This is a genomic window from Synechococcus sp. N26 (assembly GCF_900473975.1).
Lineage (GTDB): Bacteria > Cyanobacteriota > Cyanobacteriia > PCC-6307 > Cyanobiaceae > Parasynechococcus.
Genome location: NZ_UCNM01000009.1, coordinates 145601 through 152640, shown reverse-complemented (window position 1 = coordinate 152640; position 7040 = coordinate 145601). Strand labels below are relative to the sequence as shown.

The following is a 7040-nucleotide window of genomic DNA, read 5'->3' as shown; positions in this document are numbered from 1 at the left end:
AGGGCAGGAGAGCCCTGCCTAAAGGGGAGTGTAAAGGAAGTTTGCGCTGTGTGTCGCTGGCTTGATGAAGTTGTTGTGAAGAGGCCCTACGCCCCTTTGGCGGCAGCGCTTGTTAGCGTCCCGAAAGCCTCATGGCAGCTGACGTGGCACCACAACAAGAACGGGTGTTGCTGGTGCGGCTGCCCTGCAATCCGATCTTTCCGATCGGGCCGATCTATCTCGCCGACCATCTGCACAAATGCTTCCCGGAGATGCCTCAGCGCATCCTGGATCTCGCTGCTCTTCCGGTGCTGGATGTCCATCGCGTGCTGGACGCCGCAGTTGACCAGTTCCAGCCGACGCTGCTGGTGTTCTCGTGGAGAGACATCCAGATCTATGCGCCGGTCGATGGGCGGGGGGGCAACCCTCTTCAGAATTCGTTCGAGGTCTTCTACGCCCGTAACCCTTTAAAGCGTCTGCATGGAGCCTTGGGTGGGCTTCAGTTGATGAGCAGTCATTACGGCGAGCTGCGCAGGAACCAGCGTCTGGTGCGTCAAGGCTTGAAACGTGCACGCCGCCACCAGCCGACGGCCAGAGCAGTGCTTGGCGGTGGAGCTGTCAGTGTGTTTTACGAGCAACTCGGCAAATCGCTCCCCAAAGGAACGGTGGTCTCCATCGGTGAGGGGGAGCCGCTTCTCGAGAAGTTGATTCAGGGCCACTCCCTCGAGGGCGAACGATGCTTCGTGGTTGGCGAGAAGCCGCGTTCAGGCCTGATCCATGAGCAGCCGGAAAGTCGGCCCAAAACCGCCTGCAATTACGACTACATCGCTTCGATCTGGCCCCAACTCGACTGGTATCTCGAAGGCGGTGACTTTTACGTAGGAGTACAGACCAAGCGCGGCTGCCCCCACAACTGTTGTTACTGCGTCTACACGGTGGTGGAAGGTAAGCAGGTGCGTCTTAACCCCGTGGATGAGGTGGTGAAAGAGATGCGCCAGCTGTACGACCGTGGTGTTCGTGGGTTCTGGTTCACCGATGCCCAGTTCATACCGGCGCGGCGCTACATCGAAGACGCCAAGGAACTGCTACGGGCGATCAAGGCTGAAGGGCTGACCGGCATTCGTTGGGCCGCCTACATCCGCGCCGACAATCTGGACCCCGAATTGGCCCAGCTCATGGTGGAGACGGGCATGAGCTATTTCGAGATCGGCATTACATCCGGCTCGCAGGAGCTCGTTCGCAAGATGCGCATGGGCTACAACCTTCGCACCGTTCTGGAGAGTTGCCGGATGCTGGCGGATGCGGGCTTCCGAGATCACGTGTCGGTGAACTACTCCTTCAACGTGATCGACGAACGGCCGGAAACGATCCGCCAGACCGTGGCTTATCACCGAGAGCTGGAGGCCATTTTTGGCGCTGACTTGGTTGAGCCAGCGATCTTTTTCATCGGTCTGCAGCCCCATACCCACTTGGAGCAATACGGCTTTGATCAGGGTTTGATCAAGCCGGGTTACAACCCGATGAGCATGATGCCTTGGACGGCGCGAAAACTTCTCTGGAACCCTGAGCCGATGGGGAGCACCTTTGGTCGGGTGTGTCTTGAGGCCTTTGATCGCAATCCTGCAGATTTTGGTCGCACGGTGATGTCACTCCTCGAAAGGGACTACGGCGTGGCTTCGCTTCAGGACGCTCTTCGTGCTCCGGTGGAAGGCCGCAAGGCCTTGGCAACGGCAACTCGTTGACTCATCGCCACCATCGGCGCCTGATCAAGATGAATGCCCCCAGTCCGGCCCAACCCAACAGACCACTAATCGGGTTGGGATTGGCGCCACCTGCCCCAAGAAGCCAAGTTGGGCTCGTTCCAGGCAGGGTGATCAGCCCAGCTTGAAGGGCGAACCACCCACCAACAAGCCCGCCGTGCAGGCCAATTGATCCCCAGAGCATTCCGTTGTCGGCTCTGCGTTGCAGGGCTAGGGCAAGACCCAGCAAGACCAGGCCCACGAGCAGTGCAATGGCTTCGACGGGAGGCAGCTGATACCAGGGATGCACCAGGGCGAAGACAGCCGCCTGAATCCCGATCGCCCGCTGTCGACCTGTCAATAGCTCCAATTCACCCCAGAGCCAGCCACGAAAGAGCAGCTCCTCTGCAAAACCCACCAGAAGCATCAGGGCAATGGCATTGGCAAGATCACCTGTGGTGATTTGGCCCTGCCATAGGCCGTTACCGCTAATCAGAAGGACAGCAACCACTCCGAAAAGAAGGGCTGAGGCTGCTGTGAGACCACCTAGGAATGCGTGAAGGGCTTTGACGACTGACCGAACCACTCCAAGTTGCTGCCAAGGGCGATCAACGCCCCAGGTCCGTCTCAACCGCCAAGGCAGTGAAATCAGCATTGCTCCAACGCTTGGGCCCGCCGCTAAGGAAGCCTGCTGAGCCGTGGGAACACCTGCGAGGCCAAGCAGTCCTTGCAAGCTGAGAAACAATGCCACCAACGACGCCGGATACAGAAGAGTGCCTCGCCAGTAGGGCCTCACGCCTCAGGCTCGATGGAGCTGGTCAAGCCTTTGGATTTCAGCGTCTCGCAATAGAACTCAGCCGGTTCGATGTCGCAGACGATCACCAAGCCCACTCCAGTGTTGTGGGCCTCCAGCATCACGGCCATGCAGTCCTGCTCGCTGAGTTGAGGCACAACCTGCTGCAGGGTGGCCACCACGTATTCCATGGAGTTCACCGGATCGTTGTGCAGCAGCACCTTGTAGCGAGGCGAGCGCTTGCGAACCCGTTCCGGCGCTTTGTCCAGAACAGCTGCACCACCTGGTTTTTGGCTAGGAGAGTCCACCACCATGGCCATTGATCCGAAGCGATTGAAATCTAAAGGCAATGCGAACGGGGAGCGGCTCACAGGGCTTTGATGCGGGCCATGGCCTCATCCACATTGGCCCGGCTGTTGAAGGCCGACAAGCGGAAATACCCCTCGCCAGCGGCGCCGAAACCGCTGCCGGGTGTGCCCACCACGTTGGCTTTGTTGAGCAGATGGTCGAAGAATCCCCAGGAATCCATGCCCTCAGGGGTCTTGATCCAGACGTAGGGAGCGTGTTCGCCGCCATAGACAGTGAGGCCTGCGGCACTGAGTTCGCGACGAATGATCGCGGCGTTCTCCATGTAGAAGCTCACCAAGGCCTTCACTTCGGCCTGACCGGCTTCGGAGTAAACAGCCTCAGCTCCGCGCTGAATGATGTAGCTAACACCGTTGAACTTGGTGCTCTGACGTCGGTTCCACAGTCCCCAGAGTTCCACCGCTTCGCCGTTGGCCGATTTGCCTTTCAGCCCTTTGGGCACCACGGTGAAGGCACAGCGGGTGCCGGTGAAGCCAGCGTTTTTGGAGAAGGAACGGAATTCGATGGCACAGTCCCGTGCTCCTTCGATCTCGAAGATGGAGTGGGGGAGTTCAGGGTCCTGGATGAAGGCCTCATAGGCAGCATCGAAGAGGATCAGTGCGCCATTGGCGCGGGCGTAGTTCACCCAGGCCTGGAGTTGTTCCCGGGTGGCGACGGCACCGGTGGGGTTGTTGGGGAAGCAGAGGTAGATCAGGTCGACCGGTTCACTGGGAATCTGCGCTGCAAAGCCGTTGTCTGCGCTGATCGGTAGGTAGGTCAGTCCTGCGTAGCGACCGATCTCTCCGGCTTCCCCGGTGCGGCCAGCCATCACGTTGCTGTCCACGTACACCGGGTAGACGGGGTCCGTGACGGCCACCTTGTTGCCCTCGCCGAGGATGTCGAGGATGTTGCTGCTGTCGCACTTGGAGCCGTCGGAAACAAAAATTTCCTCGGCACTGATGTCGCACCCTCGGGCTTGGAAGTCGTTTTTGGCGATGGCCTCCCGCAGCCAGCCGTAGCCCTGTTCCGGGCCATAGCCATGGAAGCCTTCGGCGGTGCCCATCGCATCGATGGCGGTTTTCATGGCTTCACGGCAGGCCAGCGGCAGGGGTTCTGTGACATCACCGATGCCCAGGCGGATCAGCGCTGCCTCGGGATTGGCGCTGCTGAATGCTTTGACGCGTCGACCGATCTCAGGGAACAGGTAGCCCGCTTTGAGCTTGAGGTAGTTGCCGTTGACCTGAACCACGGAATCGGGAGCTATTTCTGCGGGGCATCCTGCCGTGTCGGCAGCTCCATACGATGACCTCAGGAGTCAGGACATCCGACGTGGTCGTCTCATCCCTGGATCACCCGGTTGATTTTCATGCCCTGGTGGACAGCGGCATCAACAAACCGGCCCGCTACATGGGGCACGAGTTAGGGGTTGAACCACGGGACTGGCAGACAGCGTCGGTTCGCTGGGCGCTCACCTACCCCGAGATCTATGAGGTTGGCTCCAGCAACCTGGGCCACATCATTCTCTATTCGATCCTCAATGCCCTCCCCGGGCAGTTGTGTGATCGCGCCTATCTTCCAGCGGTTGATCTGGCAGGCCGCTTGAGGGAACGTTCCCAGGCGTTGTTTGCCGTGGAAAGCCGTCGGCCTTTGCCGGCCTTCGACATCCTGGGTTTCAGTCTCAGTTACGAACTGGGCGCCACCAACATTCTTGAGATGCTGGATCTGGCGCAGGTGCCCATCCGCGCCGCTGATCGGGGCGACTTGCCCCTGAGTGATCCTGCAGCACATCCTCTGATTTTCGCTGGTGGGCCCACCGCCACCAGCAATCCAGAGCCCTATGCCCCGTTTTTCGACTTCATCGCTCTGGGTGACGGTGAGGAGCTGTTGCCCGAAATCGGTCTGGTGGTGGCGCAAGCCAAAGCGGATGGATTGACGCGATCGCAATTGCTGCGGGATCTGGCCCAGGTTCCCGGCGTTTACGTGCCTGCGCTTTATGGAACGGGCGCCGATGGGGTCACCCTCGAGCCCCTTCATCCTGATGTCCCGGCACGGGTTCTTCGCCGTGTGGCGACGCCAATGCCCCACTACGCCATGGGTCTCGTGCCCCATGTGGAAACGGTGCATGACCGTCTCACGGTGGAGATTCGCCGCGGTTGCACCCGGGGTTGTCGCTTCTGCCAGCCCGGAATGTTGACGCGACCGGCTCGGGATGTGGAACCCGAAGCTGTGATCGAGGCAGTGGAGACCGGCATGAAACAAACCGGCTACAGCGATTTCTCGCTGCTCTCCTTGAGCTGCAGCGACTATCTGGCGCTGCCGGCGGTGGGGGTGGAGTTGCGCAACCGCCTGGCGGATCAGAACGTCACGCTTCAACTGCCCAGCCAGCGGGTGGATCGCTTCGATGAAGACATTGCCCACATCCTTGGCGGCACGCGGAAAGCGGGCCTCACCTTCGCCCCGGAGGCCGGGACACAGCGCCTCCGCGACATCGTCAACAAGGGCCTCACCGATGACGACCTGCTGCATGGCATCCGCACGGCTATGCAGAACGGGTACCGCAAGGTGAAGCTTTACTTCATGATCGGCCTCCCCGGTGAGACGGATGCCGATGTTCTCGGCATTGCCGAGACCTGCGTGATGCTCCAGCAGCGCTGCCGTGACCTGGGTCGGCTGCACCTGAACATCACGATCAGCAATTTCACGCCCAAGCCCCACACCCCTTTTCAGTGGCACAGCGTCTCCACGGCTGAGTTTGAGCGGCGCCAGGTGCTGCTCAAGGAGGCCTTCAGGCGTTTGCGCGGTGTGAAGGTGAATTTCACCGATGTGCGGCTTTCGGCTATGGAGGATTTTGTGGGCCGCAGCGATCGGCGCCTTGCCCCGGTGATCGAGGCGGCCTGGCGGGCCGGTGCCGGCATGGATGCCTGGTTCGAGTCGCTGGATCGCACCTACGACGCATGGACCGGAGCCATCGCGGATGCCGGCCTGGAGGGGCGTTACCGGGAGATGGAGGTGGGGGGCTGGAGTGCTGTGGCTGCGCTGGATCGGGAGGATCTGGAAGCGTTCTGTGCTCAGCCACTCCCCTGGGATCACATCGACACCGGCATCGACAAAGCCTGGTTGGCTGACGATCTGCAACGGGCTCTGGCAGCGGCGGTTGTGCCCGACTGCTCCTTTGATGGTTGCAGCAGTTGTGGGGTCTGCGGCCCGGATCTCGGGCACAACGTGGTGGTTCCCGCTCCTGAGGTGCCAACCCAGGTGCCGACCCAGGCGCCGCCCAGTGACCGGGTGTGCCGGATCCGGGTGCAATTCGCCAAAACGGGATCGATGGCTCTGCTCAGCCATCTTGATCTGATGCGCATGCTGGAGCGGGCCCTGCGTCGCAGTGCGCTTCCGATCAGCTTCACCGGTGGGTTTCATCCACTGCCGCGGGTTCAGATCGCTTTGGCACTTCCCCTCGGTGCTGAGGCCCAGAGCGAGTGGATGGATCTGGAATTCACCGAGGCCCTGGATCCCAACCACTTCCGCAAGACGCTTCAGCCGTTGCTGCCGGAGGGCATTCAGCTGCTGGCGGCAGCCGAGGTTCCCGTCAGTGGCAAGAGCCTTTCGCAAGAACTGACGGGGGCCATTTGGTGTTTTGATCTCGTGCCGCAGGAGCAGGACCCAACGTCATTGGACTGGAATGCGGCGGTGGATCAGCTCCTGCAGGCCACAGCCTTGGTGTGGCACGACACCGATAAGAAGGGCCGCCCTCGGGAACGGGATTGCCGCCCCGCGTTGAAGGCGCTGCAGGTGACGGATCAGAACGCCAATGGATCCGTTCGGCTTCGCTTGGAAGCGGCGGTGGATGAGATGGGTCGAAGCTTGCGCCCTAGTCAGATTCAGCACTGGCTGGCTGAGAACGTTGGTCAGCCCTTGCAGGTGCAACGCTTGGCGCGAGAGGCCCTGCTCCTCAGTGCGCAGTGCTAATTTGGCTACACAACAGGTGTTTCGTCCATCGGGACCAACCTTGTTCCGGTCTTGTCTGATCCAACACGGATATCGAGGTCCACATCACGGCTTGCACGGCGGTCTTTTTTGGAACCCCCAAGCCTGAGTCATAGGAGTTTTTGCTCCGCAACCTTTTGGTCTTGCTGACCAGCTCAAATCTTTCCATCAACCCGTGAGGGAGAACCGGCAGGTTCCTC

General features: G+C 60.5%; 5 protein-coding genes. 2 read left to right on the top strand and 3 right to left on the bottom strand.

Translation table 11 applies throughout. The annotated features are described in order from the left end of the window. The first annotated feature begins 131 nt into the window (after window positions 1-131). Window positions 132-1721, top strand: a complete 1590-nt coding sequence (locus DXY33_RS07580; protein WP_115132382.1) for a photosystem II high light acclimation radical SAM protein — start codon at window positions 132-134, stop codon at window positions 1719-1721. Between the two features lies 1 nt (window position 1722). On the opposite strand, the gene DXY33_RS07575 is transcribed toward DXY33_RS07580, so the two are convergent. The 3 genes from DXY33_RS07575 to DXY33_RS07565 all read right to left on the bottom strand — a co-directional run bounded on the left by DXY33_RS07575 (window position 1723) and on the right by DXY33_RS07565 (window position 4105). Further along, window positions 1723-2229, bottom strand: a complete 507-nt coding sequence (locus DXY33_RS07575) for a CPBP family intramembrane glutamic endopeptidase (protein ID WP_244275929.1) — start codon at window positions 2227-2229, stop codon at window positions 1723-1725. 281 nt (window positions 2230-2510) lie between these two features. Then, window positions 2511-2831, bottom strand: coding sequence for an ATP-dependent Clp protease adapter ClpS (clpS, locus tag DXY33_RS07570; protein ID WP_115132380.1), 321 nt, complete (start codon window positions 2829-2831; stop codon window positions 2511-2513). Between the two features lie 47 nt (window positions 2832-2878). Next, on the bottom strand, window positions 2879-4105 hold the full coding sequence (locus tag DXY33_RS07565) for an LL-diaminopimelate aminotransferase (protein ID WP_115132379.1): 1227 nt from the start codon (window positions 4103-4105) through the stop codon (window positions 2879-2881). A gap of 53 nt (window positions 4106-4158) precedes the next feature. Here DXY33_RS07565 and DXY33_RS07560 point away from each other — a divergent pair, with 53 nt between their 5' ends. Then, window positions 4159-6822 carry a TIGR03960 family B12-binding radical SAM protein gene (locus DXY33_RS07560; RefSeq protein WP_115132378.1) on the top strand — a complete coding sequence of 888 codons (2664 nt, stop codon included), beginning with the start codon at window positions 4159-4161 and terminating at the stop codon, window positions 6820-6822. Window positions 6823-7040 lie beyond the last annotated feature (218 nt).